The organism is Kitasatospora sp. NPDC001225 (assembly GCF_053597855.1).
In genome coordinates, this window is sequence record NZ_JBSFJC010000112.1 from 1 (window position 1) to 15,812 (window position 15,812).

Here is a 15,812-nt window from a genome sequence, read left to right on the forward strand (position 1 = left end):
TGCAGGGCCCCGGTCCGGCTGTTCAGCAGGACGGCCTTGGCGCGGCCGGTCCGCTTGGTCTCGCGCGTGGTGCGCGGGGCGGGCCGTCGTCGTAGTCCCGGAGGTCAGCCGACCGAGCTGTTGTAGCTCTCGATCGCCGGCTGGAGCTCCTTGGCCGCGTCGGCCAGGGCCTGCTGGGCGGGCTTGGTGCCGGCGATGGTCTGCTCGATCGCGGTCTCCACGCCCTTGCGCGCCTGCGGCATCACGCCGAGCAGGCAGCCGGCCGTGGCCGGGGTCGGCTTGGTGGCCTTCAGCTGGTCGATCGCGGTCTGGAACTGCGGGTACTTGGCCACCCACTCCTTGTCCTTGGGGTCGTCCAGGGCCTTGGTGTTGACCGGGAAGTAGCCGGTGCCGGTGTGCCAGACGGCCTGCTGCTCGGGGGCGGAGACGAACTTCTCGAACTCCCACGCGGCGCGCTTCTCGGCGTCGGAGTGGCCGGGGCCGCTGATCCACAGCGAGGCGCCGCCGATCACCGGGCCGCCCTGGTCGGCGGCGGTGACCTTCGGGAAGGCCGCGGTGCCGACGCCGAACTTCGCGGCCTCGGTGTAGCCGCGCAGCACGCCGGTGGACTCCAGGTGCATCGCGACCGTACCGGCCTTGAACGCGGCCTGGGCGTCGTCGGTGGTGCGGCCGGTGTTGGCCGCGTAGCCGCCCTTGACCAGGTCGGCCCACCACTGGACGATCTGGGCGCCCTGGGCGGAGTCGAAGACGACCTTGCCCGCCTTGTTGCCGCGGCCGTTGTCGTTGTCGCAGTACATGGTGCCGGACTCGGCGAGCAGCTGCTCGACGAACCAGCCGTAGATGGCGGCGCCGAAGCCGTACCGGACGGTCTTGCCGTCGCCGTCCTTCTTGGTCAGCCTCTTGGCCAGCTCGCCCAGCTCGGCCAGGTCCTTGGGGGCCTGGGCCGGGTCGAGGCCGGCCTCCTTGAAGGCGTCGGTGTTCAGGTAGAGCAGCGGCATCGAGGAGTTGAACGGCATCGCCTGGAGCTTGCCGCCGACCGAGTAGTAGTTGCGGATGTTGGCGTCCAGGTCGTCCAGCGAGTAGCCGTCCTTGTCGGCGAAGGCCTGGGCCGGGACGGTCTGCTTGGAGTCGATCATGAACCGGGTGCCGATGTCGTAGACCTGCGCCAGGGCGGGGGTGCCCTTCTGCTGCACCGCGGCCTTGTACTTGGTGACCAGCTCGTCGTACTTGCCCTGGAACTCCGCCTTGACCTCGATCTTGCCCTGGTGGGCGGCGTTGAACTGGCCGACCAGCCCGTTCAGCACCTCGGCGTTCTTGCCGGTCATCGAGTGCCAGAACTCGACGCTGGTGACACCGGAGGCCTGGTCGAGCGCCTGGGCGCCGGGCGCGCCGGCGTCGGCGGAGCCGCCGGAGCCGGAACCGGAGCCGCTGGAGCTGCAGGCGGTCAGGGACAGGCCGGCCACCAGCAGGGCAGCGAGCGCGCGCGCACTCTTCTTCACGAGGGTTCTCTCTTTCGAGCGTTCGAGGAGGGGGGACACGGGAGGAGCGGGAGGGGCACGGTCAGCGGACCGCGCCCGCGGTGAGGCCGCGGACGATGAAGCGCTGGCCGAAGACCACCAGGGCGAGGGTGGGCAGCAGGGAGAGCACGACGCCGGCCAGGATCAGCCCGGGGTCGGCCATCTCGGCGTCGCGCAGCGAGGTGAGGCCGATCTGGAGGGTCTGCATGTTCGCCGTGCGGGTGATGATCAGCGGCCAGAAGTACTGGTTCCACGCCGACAGGAAGACGTAGATCGACAGCGCCGCGAGGGCCGGCTTGTTGAGCGGGACGACGATCCGCCACAGGAAGCGCCAGTGGCCGGCCCCGTCGATCCGGGCGGCGTCGCGCAGTTCGCCGGGCAGCTGGCGGAAGGCCTGGCGCAGCATGAAGGTGCCGAAGCCGGAGGCCAGGAAGGGCAGCACCAGGCCGAAGTAGGTGTTGCCGAGCCCCCAACCGGACAGCGTCAGGTAGTTGGGGATGATGATGGCCTCCCACGGGACCATCAGGGTGGCCAGGAACACCCCGAACACCACGGCGCGGGCCTTCATCGGCAGGAAGACGAAGGCGTACGCGGCGAGGACCGAGGTGAACAGCTGGGCGAGGGTGATGACGGTCGCCACGATCGCCGAGTTGGCGTACTGGCGGGCCAGCGGGATGGCGTCCACGGCGCCGGAGAAGTTCCGTCCGGTGACCGAGTGCGGCACCAGGGCCGGCGGGTAGGAGGAGAGCTCGGACGGGCCCATGAAGGCGCCGGCGACGGCGTAGTAGACCGGGAAGGCCACGGTGACGACGGCGACGGCGAGCAGCAGGTAGACGGCGGCGCGGCCGAGCAGGTCGCGCGCGGAGCGCCCGGCGAGGGCGCGGGCGCGGGCGGGCGGACGGGGCGCCCCGGCCTTCGGCTCGGCCTCGGTGGTGAGGGTGGTCATGCGTAGTGCACCTTCCGCTCCAGGACGCCGAACTGGACGGCCGTGCAGGCGAGGACGACCACGAGCAGCACCACGGCCTGGGCGCTCGCGGTGCCGAAGTCGCTGGAGCCGTAGGCGAAGGCCTTCTCGTAGACGGAGTAGACGAGGGTCCGGGTGGAGCCGTCCGGCCCGCCCTTGGTGAGGATGTGGATCTGGCCGAAGCTCTGGAGCGCGTGGACGGTGGAGACCACGGTCAGGAAGAACAGGTTCGGACCGAGCATCGGGACGGTGATCGAACGGGCCAGCCGCAGGCCGGAGGCGCCGTCGATGCGGGCCGCCTCCAGGATCTCCCCCGGGATCGAGCCGATGCCCGCGGAGAGCACCAGCACGTTGTAGCCGAGGTTCATCCAGACCGTGGTGACGGCCACCGAGAGCAGGGCGTACCGGGAGTCGGTCAGCCAGCCGATCGGGCCGAGGCCCACGTGCGAGAGCAGCCCGTTGAGCACCCCGCTGGCGGGGTTGAAGAACACCGCGAACACCACCGAGGCGCTGGCCACCGAGAACGCGAAGGGCAGCGCGAAGGCCGAGCGCAGCAGTCGCACGCCCCGGATCCGGTTCTCCAGGAGCAGCACCAGCACCAGCGCGCCGAGCACCCCGGGCACCACGGTGAGCAGGGTGAACAGTGCCGTGGTCGTGAGGGTGCGGACGAAGTCGGCCGAGGCGAAGAGGTCGGTGTAGTGCTTGAACCCGACGTAGCGGGAGGGCGCGCCGAAGAGGTCGTTGGCGTGCCCGCTGAGGTAGAGGGTCCGTCCCAGCGGGTAGCCGATGAAGAGGACGAAGACCACCAGGGAGGGCAGCAGGAAGGCCCAGGCCAGCCCGTGTTCTCCCCAGCGGCTTCGACGGGCCGGGAGGGGCCCGGTGTGCGGTGCGGTCGGCATGTGTCGCGCGTCCGCCTTTCGTGATGTCGGTTCCGGCCGAAACCGTGTCTTGCCCGAACGACGGCGCGGAAACCCCGCGGTGATCAACGGGTGTCGCGGGGATTACGCGTTCGCGTCAGATCCGGCCGGTCGTGCCCGGACGGGTGGCGAACCGGCGGCAGACGGGCAGTTGGGCGGGCCACCGCGCTGTCGGAGGGGTGGCGTACGGTGCGCGGGTGGACGAAACGGAATTCGACATCCCGGCCGCAATGGCCGAAAGTGTGCGCTCCCGCGCGGGCGCCTGGGCACTCGTCAGGGGCTTCGCCGCGTACTGGGGCGAGCCGCTGGGGCCCGGCGACGGCTTCACGGACGCGGAGCTGGACGCCGCCGAGCGGCGGCTGGGCCTGCGGCTGCCGGTGGCGCTGCGCGAGGCGTACCGGCTGTTCGGCCGCCGGGCGGACCTGACCAGCAGCCAGGACGTGCTGCTGACACCGGACGAGCTGCACGTGCTGGACGGCGCCCTGGTGTTCCGGGCCGAGAACCAGGGCTGCGCGCACTGGGGCGTGCCGTTGGACGGCCTCGACCGGGAGGATCCGCCGACGGTGTTCCGGCTCGACCTGGCGGACAAGTCGCAGGAGCGGTGGGAGCCCTGGGACGAGCGCTTCTCGGCGACGGCCGCGGCGATGGCGCTGATGGAGAAGCTGCTGGAGGACCACGAGCTGACCGACTTCCTCGACTGGGACGAGGAACTGCCGGACGGTCTGGGCGAGTTGCCGGCGCTCGGCCGCCACTTCCGCTGGTACCAGGGCCCGGAGGTGTTGGTCGGGGTGGCCGAGGAGGCCTGGGTGGTGGTCCGGGCACGCACCCCGCAGGCGCTGGACGCGTTCTACGGGGTGGTGCCCGGGGAGTCGCCGGACGAGTAGCCCGGCGGGGATGACGCGATCGGGCGGTCAGGCCGTCAGGCGGTCACGCGATCGGGCGGTCAGGCGGTCAGGCGGTCAGGCGGTCAGGCCGAGGAGCCGCCGTCCAGGACGAGGTCGCTGCCGACGGTGTAGCCCGCCTCGTCCGAGGCCAGGTACAGCACCGCGGCGGCCACCTCCTCCGTCGCCCCGGCCCGGCCGACCGGGACCTCGGCCTTCATCCGCCCGGCCTTGGTCGCGGCGTCCTCGCCCGGCCGGGAGGACATCGGGGTGTCCACCGCGCCGGGGCTGACGGTGTTGATCCGCACGCCCTCGGCGATGTGGTCGAGGGCGGCGGCCCTGGTCAGCACGGTGACCGCGGCCTTGCTGGCGGCATAGGCCCCGACGCCCGCGAGCCGCTTGTGGGCGCCCAGGTTGGACGAGACGTTGACGATCGCGCCGCCGCCGTGGGCCCGCATGTGGGCGATCTGCGGCTGCATGGCGAGCAGGGTGCCGGTGACGTTGATGCCGAACACCCGCTGCCACTCGGCCTCGTCGATGTCGGCGACCGGACCGGCGGCGCCGAACACCCCGGCGTTGTTGACGGCGACGTCCAGGCCGCCGAACAGCTCGACGGTCTCACCGACCAGCCGGGCGGCGTCCTGGGCGTTCGTCACGTCGCCGGTGAGCGCCGCGGCCTTGCCGCCGGCCCGCTCGATCAGCTCGACGGTCTCGGCGAGCGGTCCGGCGGTGCGGCCGGCGACCGCGACCCGGGCGCCTTCGCGGGCGAAGGCGAGCGCGATGGCCCGGCCGATGCCGCTGCCCGCGCCGGTGACCAGGACAGACTTGTCGGCGAAACGCGTGCTCATGAGGTGAACTCCTTGATCCGGGTGGTGTGTTCGGGTGCGGTGGTGCTGGTGGTGCGGGTGGTAGGGGTGGCGCGGGACAGGGCGGCGACCGCGACGGCGGTCAGCGCCAGCCCCGCCGCGGCCGCCGCGAAGGCCGCGGCGTAGCCGCCGACGACGCTCGGGCGGGTGGCGGCGAGCGCCATCAGAGCGGCCAGTCCGGCCGTGGGGCCGAGTTCCATCGCCGTGTTGAACACTCCGGCGGCCAGCCCGGTGCGCTCGGGCGGCACCCCGCCGGTGGCGAGCACGGCCGCCCCGGCGAAGGCCGCGGCGGCGCCGGCGGGCAGCAGGAGCAGTCCGGGCAGCAGGCCGGAGGCGTAGCCGCTGCCGGGGGCGAGCCCGGCCAGCAGGCCGAGTCCGGCGGCCGCCACGGCGAGGCCGCCGGCGGTGACCGCCACCGGTCCGTACCGGACGGTCAGCGGGCCGGCCAGTCGGCCGGAGAGCAGCAGGACCACCGCGTACGGCACGAAGGCGGCGGAGGTGGCCGCGGCGCTCCAGCCGCGCAGCTGCTGGAGGTAGAGCGAGAGCAGGACGAAGGTGAGCGCGGTGCCGGCGGCGGTGGCCATGACGGCGGCGAGCGCGGTGGCCCGGCGCCGGTCGGCGAGGAAGCCGGGTGGCAGCAGCGGGTCGGCGGTGCGGCGCTCGACGGCGGCGAACGCGAGCAGCAGGGCGAGTCCGGCGGCCAGCGGACCGTACGTCCCGGGGCTGCGCCAGCCCTGCTCGGTGGAGGCCACCAGGGCGTAACTCGCCGCGCAGACACCGGCGGTGGCGAGGGCGGCGCCGGGCAGGTCGAGGGCCGGTCGGCGGACGGCGGGGGCATGACCAGGGGCTGCGGGCAGGGCGGCGGGCAGGGATCCGGATCGGGCGAGCCCGGCCAGGGCGACCACGACGGGCACCGCGAACAGCCAGCGCCAGGAGACCGCGGCGGCGACCGCGCCCGAGACCACGCTGCCGACGGTGGCGCCGAGCACCGACAGGCCGCCCCAGGTGGCCATCGCCCGCCGGTAGGCGGCCGGTTCGGGGTGCAGCACCCGGACCACGGCGACCGCCGCCGGGGCGGTGAGGGCCGCGCCCGCACCCTGTACGAAGCGGCTCGCCAGCAGGACGGGGTAGCCGGGCGCGAGGGCGCAGGCGATCGAGGCGGCGGCGAGCAGCACCAGGCCGGCGCGGAGCACCGGGCGCCCGCCGTGACGGTCCGTCAGCCGTCCGCCGAGCAGCAGCAGGGAGCTGAAGGAGAGGCCGTAGGCGGCGCTGAGCAGCAGCACCCCGGACGGGCCGAGCCCCAACTCCCGTGCCACCAGCGGCAGCGGCACGGTCAGGATCATGATCGTGAAGATCAGCACCGCCTGGACGACGCCGAGCAGCGCGAAGCCGTACCGGCCGGTAGTGATGACAGGCATGTAAAACCCTCCCCCCTATGTAGACCGTTCGGTCCAGTATGAGCCCAGCAGAAGACCCGGCCCGAGCCGGCCGGGTGTCAGTCCAGCAGTGCCAGCGCCTGTTCGGCGGCGTCCCGCGCCAGGGGCGCGCCGTCGGCGGTCTTGCCCACCACCCGGATGCCCTGGAGCAGCACCACCAGCATCCTGGCGAGCGCCCGCGGGTCCCGCCCGGCGGGCAGTTCGCCCTGCGCGGCGGCCCGCGCCAGGGCGGCGGCGAGCAGCGTCTCCAGGCGGTCGAAGCTCGCCTCCACCCGGCGGGACGCGGCCGGGTCGTGCGGGGCCAGCTCCACCGCCGTGTTGGTGACGAAGCAGCCGAGCCGCCGCTCCCCCTCCTCCGCCGTCGCGTACTGGCGGACCAGCGCGCGGACCGCCGGCAGCGCCGGGCCCGGCTGGGACAGGTCGTCCAGTCGCGCCGAGTCGCTCTGCTCGCAGTAGCGCTCCAGCGCCCGCAGGTACAGCTCGCGCTTGCTGCCGAAGGTCGCGTAGAGACTGGCCCGGGCGATGCCGAGCCGCTCGACCAGGTCGGCCATCGAGGTGGCCTCGTAGCCGCGCTGCCAGAACAGCTCCAGGGCCGCCTGCAGCGCCGCGTCCGGGTCGAATTCCTTCGTTCGCGCCATGCCGGGAACAGTAGCCCTTTCTGGATCGGTCGGTCAAGAAAGGGCGATCAGTGGTCCAGACCTGATCCCTGACGGAGCATTGCCAAGTGGACTAGACCATGGCTACCCTTACCGCTCCCACATCCACCTCCTTCCCCCACAGGAGGCGCTTCGCATGTCCACACCCCGTCCCGCCCACTCCCGGCAGACCGCCGACGCCGTCAGACCCGTCGTGCTGACGGCGTTCCGGATCGTCGTCGGCCTGCTCTTCGCCTGCCACGGCGCCGCCTCGCTGTTCGGCGTGCTCGGCGGCGCCAAGGGCGGCGGCACCGTCCCGCTCGGCCAGTGGCCCGGCTGGTGGGCCGCGCTGATCCAGCTGGTCGGCGGCGTCCTGGTGCTGCTCGGCGCCGGCACCAGGGTGGCCGCCCTGCTCTGCTCCGGCTCGATGGCCTACGCCTACTTCACCGTCCACCAGGAGCACGCCCTGCTGCCGCTGCAGAACGGGGGCGAGCCCTCGGTGCTGTTCTGCTGGGCCTTCCTGGCCATCGCGGCGCTCGGCTCCGGCCCGTACGCCGTGGACCGCCTGCTCACCCGCCGACCCCTGGCGGCGTCGGCCGAACCGGCGGTCCGGCCGACGTCGGCGGTCTGACGCACCGCCCGGGGCCGGTCAACGGTCCGACGGACCGCCCGCCGCCAGGTGTCGCTCGACCGAGGCGACCTTGGCGGTGAGGCCGTCGGTGACCCCGGCCCGGTCGTCGATCTTGATGACCGTGCTCACCCGGTTGCTATGCGCCTTCACCGCCTCGATCGCCGCCCTGATCACCGGCATCACCTCGTCCCACTCCCCCTCGATGCTGGTGAACATCGCGTCCGTGCGGTTCGGGAGACCGCTCTCCCGGACCACCCGGACGGCGGCGGCCACCGCCTCCCCCACGTCCTCGCCGATCCCCAGCGGGGTCACCGAAAAGGCTGCGATCACGGCTCTGCGCTCCTTGTGGTCGACGGCACCGGTCGCGGCCCGGGCCTGCACCCGGACCGCGACCAGGCTAGACGTCCCGCGACCGGGCTGGACGCCCCCCGACCGGACCGGACCTCAAGCCACCGAAGGCAGCGGCGGTTCGACGGCCAGCGGGGCGGTGGAGCGGGCCCGGTGCTGGTCGGCCCAGGAGACCAGCGCCACCGTGCAGGCATGGTCCAGGTGGCGCAGCCCCGACCAGTCCAGTTCCACCGGCCGGTCCCCCGGCAGCCGTTCCAGGGTGTCCAGCAGCCGGGGCAGCCGCAGGAAGGTGGCGTTGCCGCTCAGCCGCACCCGGTGCAGCGGCTGCCCGGCCGGCTGCTCCTGCTCCTCCACCGCGATGTGCAGGTGCGAGGTCTGCCAGGCCGACTTGGCCACCGCCAGGCCGACGCCGATCAGCACCCCCTCGAACAGGTCGGTGGCGATGATCGCGACCGTCGTGACCACCAGCACCACCGCCTCGCCCAGGTGCCCGCGGCAGAGCGCGACGATCCGGCGCACCGGCACCAGCTTGGCGCCGGCGTGCACCAGGACGGCGGCCAGCGCGGTGAGCGGGACAAGCCCGAGCGCGCCGGGCAGCAGCGCGGTGAACACCAGCAGCCAGCCGCCGTGCAGGACCCGCGAGGCCTTGGTGCGCGCGCCGGCCTGGACGTTGGTCGCGCTGCGCACGATCACCGCGGTCATCGGCAGCGCGCCGAGCAGTCCGCAGACGGTGTTGCCGATGCCCTGGGCGGTGAGCTCGCGGTCGTAGTCGGTGCGCGGGCCGTGGTGCATCCGGTCGACGGCGGCGGCGCTGAACAGCGTCTCGGCGGAGGCGATCAGGGTGAAGGCGACGACCGTGCCGATCCCGGCGGGGCCGGCCAGGGCGGTCAGGGCGTCGCGGCCGGGCAGGTGCACCACGTCGAGCAGCCCGGCCACGTGGACGCGGGCCACCGGCAGGTCGGCGGCCGCGGTGACGGCGGCAGCCAGGCCGACGGCGGCCAGCGGGGCGGGGACGGCGCGGGCGGCCCGTTCCGGCAGGTACTTCCAGGCGACCAGGACCAGCAGGGTGCCGAGGCCGAGGGCGACGGCGCTCGGGTTGGCCGCGGCGGTCAGCACGTCGCCCAGCAGGCCGGGCAGTCCGGCGATCTTCTCCGGCCCGGTGGCGGGGGCGCGGCGGTCGGCGAGCGCGTAGAGCTGGCCGAACACCAGGGTCAGTCCGATGCCGGCCAGCATGCCGTGCACCACCGAGGCGGACATCGCCCGGAACCAGCGGCCGAGCCGCAGGGCGCCCATCGCCAGCTGGAGCAGGCCGGTGCCGAGCACCAGCAGGCCGAGCGCGCCGACGCCGAAGCGCTGGACGGCGTCGGCGACCAGGACGGTCAGTCCGGCGGCGGGCCCGCTGACCTGGAGGCTGCTGCCGGGCAGCAGGCCGGCCACCAGGCCGCCGACGATGCCGGTGACCAGCCCGAGTTCGGCCGGGACGCCGGAGGCGACGGCCACGCCGACGCAGAGCGGGAGGGCGACCAGGAACACCACCAGCGAGGCCGGCAGGTCGTGGCGCCAGGGGACGGCGCGCAGGACGGCGGCCGGGGTGCGGGGCCGGCCCGGCGGGCCGTGCTTGCGGAGGCGGCCCGGCGGGCTGTCGCTCCGGTGGGGCGGCGGGTTCACCCGGTCACCGCCAGGGACCGGGCAGGGGTGCAGCAGCGCATGGGGACGTTCCTTCCGCGCGTCCGCCGCAGCGGGCGCGCCGTTGCAAGGGCGGGGAGCAGGAGGAGGAGCGGGGAACGGGAGGGCAGGGGAAACAGCGGCGACAGCGGTACGGCCGCGGGTCCGGGCGGACCAGAGCGCGGCGGCGGGTGTCGGGTCGGTGCGGCCGGGGGGTGCGTCCCTCGCTCGGGTGCGGCGGACCGGGCGCGCTGGTCCTGGACGGGGCCACCGGCGGAGTTCCCCCGCTCCGCGGTGCTCCCGAAACCCCCCTGCCGCGGCCTCAGTTGGACGTCACGGGCCCGGCGTGGCACCGACGGTACCCAGCCCGGCGGGGCGGGCCCACAGCAGGCACCGTCCCTTCACCGCCACTGCACACCGGCCGCTCTTCCCGGCGCGGAGCGTCCGCTTCCCCGGGCACACCAGCGCGATCGCCGTCCTGGCGTGCGAATCCCCGCCGCCCGACGGTCCGCCCGACGCCTTCCACATTCTGTTGAAGTCCCCTTGACGCCCCGACGAGCCCCGCCCTACCGTGTTTCCACATACAGAAACCGTTCTTCCGTATGGTGGAATTCAGGAGATGAGCCCTCCGAGCCACTGCGGGCCGACGCAGGAGAGATCCGATGCCTCGTATGACAGCCGCCCGCGCGGCCGTGGAGATCCTCAAGCTCGAAGGCGTTGAGGTCGCGTTCGGCGTGCCGGGCGCGGCCATCAACCCGTTCTACGCCGCGCTCAAGGCCGCCGGCGGGATCGGGCACACGCTGGCCCGGCACGTCGAGGGCGCCTCCCACATGGCCGAGGGCTACACCCGCGCCAGGGCCGGAAACATCGGGGTCTGCGTCGGCACCTCGGGGCCGGCCGGCACCGACATGATCACCGGCCTGTACTCGGCGATCGCCGACTCCGTCCCGATCCTCTGCATCACCGGCCAGGCGCCCGTCGCCCGGCTGCACAAGGAGGACTTCCAGGCCGTCGACATCGCCTCGATCGCGGGGCCCGTCACCAAGGCCGCCACCACCGTGCTGGAGGCCGCGCAGGTCCCCGGCGTGTTCCAGCAGGCCTTCCACCTGATGCGCTCCGGGCGCCCCGGCCCGGTCCTGATCGACCTGCCGATCGACGTCCAGCTGACCGAGATCGACTTCGACCCAGAGGCCTACCAGCCGCTGCCGGTCTACAAGCCGGCCGCCAACCGCGTCCAGATCGAGAAGGCGGTCGCGCTGCTCCAGCGGTCCGAGCGCCCGCTGATCGTCGCGGGCGGCGGCGTCATCAACGCCGACGCCGCCGAGCTGCTGCGGGAGTTCGCCGAACTCACCGGCGTCCCGGTGGTCCCCACCCTGATGGGCTGGGGCGTCATCCCGGACGACCACGCGCTCAACGCCGGCCTGGTCGGCCTCCAGACCTCGCACCGCTACGGCAACGAGACCTTCCTCGCCTCCGACTTCGTCCTCGGCATCGGCAACCGCTGGGCCAACCGCCACACCGGCGGCCTGGACGTCTACACCGCGGGCCGCACCTTCGTCCACGTCGACGTCGAGCCCACCCAGCTCGGCCGGATCTTCGCCCCGGACCTCGGCATCGCCTCCGACGCCGGGGCCGCGCTGGAGCTGTTCGTCGAGGTGGCGCGCGAACTGCGGGACGCCGGCACGCTCAAGGACCGCACCGCCTGGGCCGCCGCCGCCCAGGAGCGCAGGGCCCGGCTCCAGCGCCGCACCCACTTCGACGACGTGCCGCTCAAGCCGCAGCGCGTGTACGAGGAGATGAACCGGGCGTTCGGCCCGGAGACCCGCTACGTCACCACCATCGGCCTCTCCCAGATCGCCGGCGCGCAGCTGCTGCACGTCTACCGGCCGCGGCACTGGATCAACTGCGGCCAGGCCGGCCCGCTCGGCTGGACCATCCCGGCCGCGCTGGGCGTCGCCACCGCCGACCCGGGAGGGCAGGTGGTCGCGCTCTCCGGCGACTACGACTTCCAGTTCATGATCGAGGAGCTGGCGGTCGGCGCCCAGCACCGCATCCCGTACGTCCACGTGCTGGTGAACAACTCCTACCTGGGCCTGATCCGCCAGGCGCAGCGCGCCTTCGACATCGACTACCAGGTCAACCTGGAGTTCGAGAACGTCAACGCGCCGGAGCTGGGCGTCTACGGCGTGGACCACGTCAAGGTCGTCGAGGGCCTGGGCTGCAAGGCGATCCGGGTCACCGAGCCGGAGGGCCTGCTGCCCGCCTTCGAGGAGGCCAAGAAGCTGGCCGCCGAGTTCCGCGTCCCGGTCGTGGTCGAGGCGATCCTGGAGCGGGTCACCAACATCTCGATGGCCGCCGCCGACATCGACAAGGTCAACGAGTTCGAGGAGTTGGCCACCCTCCCCGAGCACGCGCCGACGGCGATCCGGCCGCTGGTGCCGTAACGCGGCGCACGCACCGGTCGCGCACGCCGGTCGCACGCACCGGCCGTCCGCGCCGGTCGTCCGCGCCGGCCGTCCGCGCCGGGTGGGTGGGGGCGGACGAGCCGCTCCGCACGCCCCCACCCGCCCCCGCGCCCGGAACATCGGCACGCCGACCGCAGTTGACCAGGTGACGGCCGCTACCGTGGCCCACGAAGAGGCCCGGCCCGACGACTTCCCGAAAGGACCACCCCCGTGAGCCTGTACGACATCCCGCTGCGCACCCTCGACGGCGCGGCCACCTCGCTGGCCGACCACAAGGGCAAGGCGCTGCTGATCGTCAACGTCGCGTCCAAGTGCGGTCTGACCCCGCAGTACGAGGGCCTGGAGCGGCTCCAGCAGCGGTACGCCGGGCGCGGGTTCACCGTGCTGGGCTTCCCCTGCAACCAGTTCGCCGGACAGGAGCCCGGCAGCGCCGAGGAGATCCGCACCTTCTGCTCCACCACCTACGGCGTGACCTTCCCGCTGTTCGAGAAGATCGACGTCAACGGCGAGGACCGCCACCCGCTGTACGCCAAGCTCACCGAGGTCGCCGACGCCGAGGGCCAGGCCGGGGACATCGCCTGGAACTTCGAGAAGTTCCTGCTCTCCCCGGACGGCACCGTCGTCGCGCGCCTGCGCCCGCCCGTCGAGCCGGAGTCGCCGGAGCTGGTCGCCGCGCTCGAGGCCGTCCTGCCGGCCTGACCACACGCACCGCGGAGGCCCGGGGCCGCGGCCCCGGGCCTCCGTCGTGCGCGCACGCAAGGCCCTCCTCGGGTGTTGCGGACATGCCCAAGCGCCCCTACCGTGTGTGCCCCCGTTGATCCATCGCCCACGGAGGGCCCACCCTGATGATCCGTCACGTCAGAACAGCGGCAAGGGCGCTGCTCGCGGCCGGCCTGCTCGTCACCGGCACACCGGCCGGTGCCTCGCCGGCGGCGGCCGCCGCGGCGCCGACGGCCCTGACCGCGTCCGACTACACCCTCACCTCGGACTACCACCAGTACGACGCCCTCGACTCGGCGCTCGCCACGACGCTCGGGACCTCCGCCGTGCACACGGTGATGGAGCACGCGAACCACGACCGGCAGGCGCTCCCCGCGTCCTTCTCCGTGGCCGGCCTGACCACCGGCTTCCGGTTCGACGACGGCGACAACTCCGACTGCCAGAGCTTCCCCCAGGGCATCACCACGAGCCGGGACGCCGTGGGGACCGCGAACAGCGGCAACTACGACGGCCACCAGCTCGTGCTGGTGAGCTGGTACACCAAGGACGGCTGCGGCGGCGCGCAGCAGCGCAGCCGGATCACCCTGGTCGACTGGGACGCCACCTACCCCGACACCTACCGCAAGATCCTCCTGGTGGAGCCGACCGGCACCGCGGCCGCGCCGGACTTCAAGGACGTCCCGATCCACGCCGGCGGCGTCTCCTGGTACGGCGACCACCTCTACGTCGCCGACACCGGCCGCGGCATGCGCGTCTTCGACCTGCGCAAGATCCTCAACACCGACACCGGCGGCACCGCCGACCAGATCGGCCGCCAGCCCGGAGGCGCCTACTACGCCCACAACTACGCCTACGTGCTGCCCCAGATCGGCACGGTCACCGCGCAGACCGCCTCCGGAGCCAAGCTGGTGTGGTCGTCGGTCTCCCTCGACCGGGTCAGCAGGTCGATCGTGATGACGGAGTACACCTGCCAGGCGGACTGCGTCGACTACCCGAACCGCCCGCCGAGGGCCGTCCGCTTCCCGTTCGCCTCCGGGGCGACGACCTTCGCCGCGACGACGACCGCAAGCCAGGCCCTCCAACTGCCCTGGTACAACCTCAACGGCGTGGCCTCCCACAACGGCCGGTGGTGGTTCAACTCCTCGGGGCAGAAGAAGCTCTACTACTGGACCCCGACCGCGGGCCCCTCGACCTTCGCCTGGGTGGGCGGCGGCGAGAGCCTCTCCTACTGGGAGGACGCCACCGGCCCCGACCTGCTGTGGTCGCTGCAGGAGAGCACGGGCGGGCGCAACGTCTTCGCGGTCACCCAGTCCACCTACGGCGGCGGCTGAACCCCCGGCTCGGGGTCGGCGGGGACGACTCGCCGGGGCCCCGTGGCGCACGGCCCGGTCGACGACGGCGACCCCGGGCGGGACCGTCGGCGACGGTCTGCCGGATGATGGGGGCAGGGGCACGGCAGCGGATGTGAGGGCGACACGGTGACAGCAGGCGAATCCATGGGGCTGGAGTCGGGACACCGGTCGGCGGACCGCGAGGGCCCGGAGACCGTCGCGGCCGCCGCCCGGCCCGAGGCGGGCACGGAGCCCCCGGGCGGGGGCGCGGGGCGTCGGCGTTCCCTGGTCCGGCGGCTGGCGGTCCTGGTGCTCGTCCTCGTCCTGCTCTGCCTCCCGCCCTGGTGGACCCTGTTCGCCTCCGGCGCCGACTGGCCGTTCCCGGTCCTCCTGGCCGGCACGGTCGTCCTCGCGGCCTGGATGGTCTCCTTCCCCTTCCTGATGGTCGCGGGCCACGGGCGGCGGCGCAGCGACCGGGCCGCCCGCGTCGCGGACACCAGCCTCGGGGTGGTCTGGGTGCTGTTCACCTGGTCGGTGCTGGGCGGCTCGGTGGACCTGCTGCTGGCCGGGCTCGACGTCGGCGGCACCGACCGGGCCAGGGCCGTGGCGGTGGCCGTCGCCGTGGTCTCGGCCGGGCTGCTGGGCTGGGGGCACCACGAGGCGATGCGCGTGCCCCGGGTGAAGCGGGTGGACGTGCACCTCCCGCGGCTCGGCGCCGGCCTGGACGGGACCAGGGTCGTGGTGCTGGCCGACACCCACTACGGGCCGATCGACCGGGCGGACTGGTCGGCGCGGGTCGCCGAGGCGGTCAACGCACTCGACGCGGACGTCCTGGTCCACGCCGGCGACATCGCCGACGGCACCCCCGCCCAGCGCCGGGACCAGTCCGCGCCGCTCGGGACGGTCCGGTCCCGGCTGGCCAAGGTCTACGTCACGGGGAACCACGAGTACGGCAGCGAGGCCCAGGGCTGGCTGGACCGGATGGCGGACCTGGGCTGGGAGCCGCTGCACAACCGCCACCTCGTGGTGGAGCGCGGCGGGGACGCCCTCGTGCTCGCCGGGGTGGACGACGTGACCGCGGAGTCCTCCGGCCTGGCCGGACACCGCGCGAACCTGGTCGGCGCGCTGGCGGGGGCGGACCCGGCCCTGCCGGTCCTGCTCGTCGCCCACCAGCCCAAGTACGTCCCGCAGGCCGCTGCCGCCGGCATCGACCTGCAGGTCTCCGGGCACACCCACGGCGGCCAGATCTGGCCGTTCAACTTCCTCGTCCGGATCGACCAGCCGGTGGTGCACGGCCTGAGCCGGCACGGGGAGCGGACCCAGCTCTACACCAGCCGCGGCACCGGCTTCTGGGGCCCGCCGTTCCGGGTCTTCGCCCCGAGCGAGATCACCCTGCTCACGCTGCGCGCGGGCGGTCCGTCGCCCACCGCGTGACC

14 protein-coding genes are annotated in these 15,812 nt (G+C 73.6%); 6 read left to right on the forward strand and 8 right to left on the reverse strand.

Features of this window, described 5'->3' with window-relative positions; genetic code table 11:
* Nucleotides 1–104: 104 nt before the first annotated feature.
* The 3 genes from ACWDCZ_RS29865 to ACWDCZ_RS29875 all read right to left on the reverse strand — a co-directional run bounded on the left by ACWDCZ_RS29865 (nucleotide 105) and on the right by ACWDCZ_RS29875 (nucleotide 3,380).
* Nucleotides 105–1,499, reverse strand: a complete 1,395-nt coding sequence (locus tag ACWDCZ_RS29865; RefSeq protein WP_449817456.1) for an ABC transporter substrate-binding protein — start codon at nucleotides 1,497–1,499, stop codon at nucleotides 105–107.
* 61 nt (nucleotides 1,500–1,560) lie between these two features.
* Entirely contained in the window at nucleotides 1,561–2,463 is a 903-nt protein-coding gene (locus ACWDCZ_RS29870; protein WP_079272327.1) for a carbohydrate ABC transporter permease, read from the reverse strand.
* Nucleotides 2,460–3,380, reverse strand: a complete 921-nt coding sequence (locus tag ACWDCZ_RS29875) for a carbohydrate ABC transporter permease (RefSeq protein ID WP_049655615.1) — start codon at nucleotides 3,378–3,380, stop codon at nucleotides 2,460–2,462. The genes ACWDCZ_RS29870 and ACWDCZ_RS29875 overlap by 4 nt, the downstream gene beginning before the upstream one ends.
* Before the next feature lie 215 nt (nucleotides 3,381–3,595).
* On the opposite strand from ACWDCZ_RS29875, the gene ACWDCZ_RS29880 reads away from it, so the two are divergent.
* Complete coding sequence (locus ACWDCZ_RS29880; RefSeq protein ID WP_387971047.1) at nucleotides 3,596–4,282, forward strand: SMI1/KNR4 family protein; 687 nt, start codon at nucleotides 3,596–3,598, stop codon at nucleotides 4,280–4,282.
* Nucleotides 4,283–4,365: 83 nt separating this feature from the next.
* On the opposite strand, the gene ACWDCZ_RS29885 is transcribed toward ACWDCZ_RS29880, so the two are convergent.
* From ACWDCZ_RS29885 to ACWDCZ_RS29895, 3 genes are all read right to left on the reverse strand, one after another.
* A complete protein-coding gene (locus tag ACWDCZ_RS29885) occupies nucleotides 4,366–5,127 on the reverse strand; it encodes an SDR family NAD(P)-dependent oxidoreductase (protein ID WP_049655613.1) in 762 nt (253 codons plus the stop codon).
* On the reverse strand, nucleotides 5,124–6,563 hold the full coding sequence (locus ACWDCZ_RS29890; protein WP_449817458.1) for an MFS transporter: 1,440 nt from the start codon (nucleotides 6,561–6,563) through the stop codon (nucleotides 5,124–5,126). Before ACWDCZ_RS29890 ends, ACWDCZ_RS29885 begins: the two co-directional genes overlap by 4 nt.
* A gap of 77 nt (nucleotides 6,564–6,640) precedes the next feature.
* A complete protein-coding gene (locus ACWDCZ_RS29895) occupies nucleotides 6,641–7,219 on the reverse strand; it encodes a TetR/AcrR family transcriptional regulator (protein WP_074003635.1) in 579 nt (192 codons plus the stop codon).
* A 154-nt stretch (nucleotides 7,220–7,373) separates the two neighbouring features.
* Between ACWDCZ_RS29895 and ACWDCZ_RS29900 the strand changes: the two genes are divergently transcribed.
* Nucleotides 7,374–7,847 (forward strand): DoxX family protein, encoded by a 474-nt coding sequence (locus tag ACWDCZ_RS29900; protein WP_049652696.1) that lies wholly within the window; start codon nucleotides 7,374–7,376, stop codon nucleotides 7,845–7,847.
* A gap of 18 nt (nucleotides 7,848–7,865) precedes the next feature.
* Here ACWDCZ_RS29900 and ACWDCZ_RS29905 read toward each other — a convergent pair whose 3' ends face one another.
* Entirely contained in the window at nucleotides 7,866–8,177 is a 312-nt protein-coding gene (locus ACWDCZ_RS29905) for an MTH1187 family thiamine-binding protein (protein ID WP_049652700.1), read from the reverse strand.
* Between the two features lie 114 nt (nucleotides 8,178–8,291).
* Entirely contained in the window at nucleotides 8,292–9,773 is a 1,482-nt protein-coding gene (locus tag ACWDCZ_RS29910) for a SulP family inorganic anion transporter (protein ID WP_380742609.1), read from the reverse strand.
* 749 nt (nucleotides 9,774–10,522) lie between these two features.
* Between ACWDCZ_RS29910 and gcl the strand changes: the two genes are divergently transcribed.
* The 4 genes from gcl to ACWDCZ_RS29930 all read left to right on the forward strand — a co-directional run bounded on the left by gcl (nucleotide 10,523) and on the right by ACWDCZ_RS29930 (nucleotide 15,810).
* Nucleotides 10,523–12,304 carry a glyoxylate carboligase gene (gene gcl, locus ACWDCZ_RS29915; RefSeq protein WP_074003637.1) on the forward strand — a complete coding sequence of 594 codons (1,782 nt, stop codon included), beginning with the start codon at nucleotides 10,523–10,525 and terminating at the stop codon, nucleotides 12,302–12,304.
* A 231-nt stretch (nucleotides 12,305–12,535) separates the two neighbouring features.
* Nucleotides 12,536–13,024: a glutathione peroxidase gene (locus ACWDCZ_RS29920; protein ID WP_049652707.1), complete on the forward strand. Its 489-nt coding sequence runs from the start codon at nucleotides 12,536–12,538 to the stop codon at nucleotides 13,022–13,024.
* Nucleotides 13,025–13,170: 146 nt separating this feature from the next.
* Complete coding sequence (locus ACWDCZ_RS29925; RefSeq protein ID WP_449817459.1) at nucleotides 13,171–14,376, forward strand: hypothetical protein; 1,206 nt, start codon at nucleotides 13,171–13,173, stop codon at nucleotides 14,374–14,376.
* 165 nt (nucleotides 14,377–14,541) lie between these two features.
* Nucleotides 14,542–15,810 carry a metallophosphoesterase gene (locus ACWDCZ_RS29930; protein ID WP_449817463.1) on the forward strand — a complete coding sequence of 423 codons (1,269 nt, stop codon included), beginning with the start codon at nucleotides 14,542–14,544 and terminating at the stop codon, nucleotides 15,808–15,810.
* Nucleotides 15,811–15,812 lie beyond the last annotated feature (2 nt).